Annotated in this window: 3 protein-coding genes; 1 reads left to right on the top strand and 2 read right to left on the bottom strand. The window is 70.8% G+C overall.

From position 1 onward, the window contains the following. The coding region (locus OOT08_RS18765; RefSeq protein WP_325094426.1) for a YceI family protein at window positions 1–162 on the top strand (162 nt) is incomplete at its 5' end. Window positions 163–215: 53 nt separating this feature from the next. On the opposite strand, the gene OOT08_RS18760 is transcribed toward OOT08_RS18765, so the two are convergent. Next, window positions 216–1,343 (bottom strand): FUSC family protein, encoded by a 1,128-nt coding sequence (locus OOT08_RS18760; protein WP_325094423.1) that lies wholly within the window; start codon window positions 1,341–1,343, stop codon window positions 216–218. 83 nt (window positions 1,344–1,426) lie between these two features. Continuing rightward, window positions 1,427–2,524 (bottom strand): App1 family protein, encoded by a 1,098-nt coding sequence (locus OOT08_RS18755; protein WP_325094422.1) that lies wholly within the window; start codon window positions 2,522–2,524, stop codon window positions 1,427–1,429. Window positions 2,525–2,585 lie beyond the last annotated feature (61 nt).

Here is a 2,585-nt window from a genome sequence, read left to right as displayed (position 1 = left end):
GAGGACGGCTACGGCCAGTACAAGGCCGGCTTCACGGCCACGACCGTCGTCAAGCGCGAGGACTTCGGCCTGACCTGGAACAACCCCCTCGGCAACGGCCGCTTCGTGCTCGGCCCGGACGTGACCATCAACCTGGACATCCAGGCGGTCCTGCAGCCGTAATCGCGAACCCGGAAGGCGGGCGGCCCGACCTCGGTCGGGCCGCCCGCCTTCGGTTAAGCCCGGCCGCGCGTGCGCACCGGGCGAATCGCCGCCCTGAGCCGAGTCAGCAGGCCCGGCCGGACCGGCCGGTTCGGCTCATCCTCGGTCGCCCGCACCCGGGTGATCGACTCGCGCGCCCGGCGCAGGTCCTCCATGAGCGAGCCGATCAACACCCAGTGCACGGGGTGCGGCCGCGGGATCGTGTACGGCTTCGTGAGCGCTGGCTCGCTGTCCTGGGGCAGGTCGTCGGGGGAGGGGGCCTGCACGGGATCGAGCAGGAGCATGAGGTCGTGCGCCGCGCGGCGCATCTCCTCGGCCATGCCCGCCACGCTCCGGTCCTCGACGAGGGTCTCGTCGTAGTTGTCGTAGAGCGCCCGGCTCATCCCCATCACCTGCGAGACGATCGGGTGCAGCCGCTCCATGAGGTCGGCGTCCGCAAACATCTGCCTGCGGTGCTTGCTGCCCCGCGGGTTGAGCCGGAGCGAGTCCGTTGCCCGGCGCAGCAGCACCTCGATCCGGCTGCGCTCCGCCCCGAGGTCGCGCGCCCGGAGCAGCATCTCCTCCAGCCAGGGCTCGTCCCGCGCCTCGGTGAGCGCGTCCGAGAGCCGGATGAGCGCCTCCGCGGTGTCGAAGCCGAGCCGGTTGATGGCCGAGCGTGCCGGGGTCGTGACCACGGGGGCGACGATCAGCGCGTTCAGCGCGATGCCGACGAAGGCCCCGATCAGCGTCTCCACGATCCGCTCCACGCCGTAGGCCGGGCTGAGCCCGCCCAGCGCGATCATGAGCAGGGCGGAGATCGCGATCTGGTTGGTCGAGCCGATGGTCATTTTCAGCGCCCAGCCGACGAGGATCGACACGAGGATCGCGACCGTGAACAGCCAGGCGGTGTCGCCGAAGACGAGCGCCGCGAGGATCGCGACGGTCACGCCGAGCACGACCCCAACGACGCGCTCCAGGCCACGGGTGAGCGAGGTCGTCACGTTCTCCTGCACGCAGAGCAGGGCGGCGATCGCGCCGAAGATGGGCGGCTGCTCCGGGAAGATCTGCGCGCAGATGAACCACGCGAGCAGCGCGGCCGCGGTCGACTTCAGGGGCTGGAGGAGCGGTCCGCGCTCGGAGGTCACAAAGCGCGAGGTCAGCATCCTCATAGTCTACCGAGGGCGTCCTCGGGGATCCCCGAGTTCACCGCGGCTGCCGGGGCAGCCGGGACCGCGTCAGTCGGCGGCTAGGTGCTCGGCGGCTCGGACTGGTCCTCGAACGTCAGCCCGAGCTTCAGCAGCTCGTGCTTCAGGGTGGCCCCGTCCGGGCCGTACACCCAGGGCACCCCGCTCACGCTCGTGTGCAGCTCGGCCTTGGAGCGCCCGCCCGCGAGCACGGCCTCGCCGACGCTGAGCTGCCGGATCGCCACGGCCGCCACGTGCTTCGGGAACTCCGTCGAAAACTCGTGATAGAGCGCCTCGTCGTGCTGCCCGTCGTCGCCGATGAGCAGCCAGCGCACGTCCGGGAACTCGCGCGCCAGGCGGCGCAGCTCCCGGTGCTTGTGCTCCTTGCCGCTGCGGAACCAGCGGTCGTGGGTGGGCCCCCAGTCGGTGAGCAGGAGCGGCCCGACGGGGTAGAGGTTGCGCGCCATGAAGCGCGTGAGCGCGGGCGCGGCGTTCCAGGCCCCCGTGGAGAGGTAGAGCATGGGTGCGCCCGGGTGGTCCTGGCGCAGGTGGTCGAGGAACACCGGCATGCCGGGGATCGCGGTGCGGGCCTGCTCGGCGACCACGAAGGAGTTCCAGGCGGCCACGAAGGGCTTCGGCAGCTTCGTCATCAGGATCGTGTCGTCCACGTCCGAGATCACGCCGAAGCGCGCGCTGGGATCGGCGACGTAGACGGGGGCCTGCGCCTGCTCGTGCTCGCCCGAGCCGAGCGTCACGGTGTGCCAGCCCGGCTCGAGGGGCACCGGGATGATCGCGTCCAGGACGCCGCCGCGGTCCGAGATGATCTCGGTGACGACCTCGCCGTCGATGCTGATCTGGACCCGGCTGTGCGCCGCGTGCAGGCTCGTGAAGCTGCGCCAGCCGCGCACGCGCGAGACCTGCTGCACGTGCGGCTGGAAGTGCTCGTTGCCCTTCTTCGCGTTCGGGTCCAGGTAGAGCACCCGCCCGAGCACGCGCACCCACTCGCCGTTGCCATAGCAGGTGTAGGGGATCACGCTGGGCTGCTGATTGCGCTTCTGTGCGCGTTTGATGCGGCGAACGTGGATCCAGTCCTCGATGCGCGCGGCCAATTTCGGGCGCGAGTCGGGACGATGGCCCGAGGCCGCTTCGGAGGGAGTCACAGTCAGTATCTTAGAGGCCAGCCGAGATCCGCTGGGGGCCGGTGCTCGGCCCGGAGGCCGA

The organism is Leucobacter sp. M11 (genome assembly GCF_035726885.1).
Taxonomy (GTDB): Bacteria; Actinomycetota; Actinomycetes; order Actinomycetales; family Microbacteriaceae; genus JAPFRB01.
This window is presented reverse-complemented; position numbering and strand designations above follow the sequence as displayed.

What these genes read in the sequence shown, in the direction of transcription:
- OOT08_RS18760 (WP_325094423.1), bottom strand. Translation starts at nt 1,343, where the DNA reads ATGCTGACCTCGCGCTTTGTGACCTCCGAGCGCGGACCGCTCCTCCAG.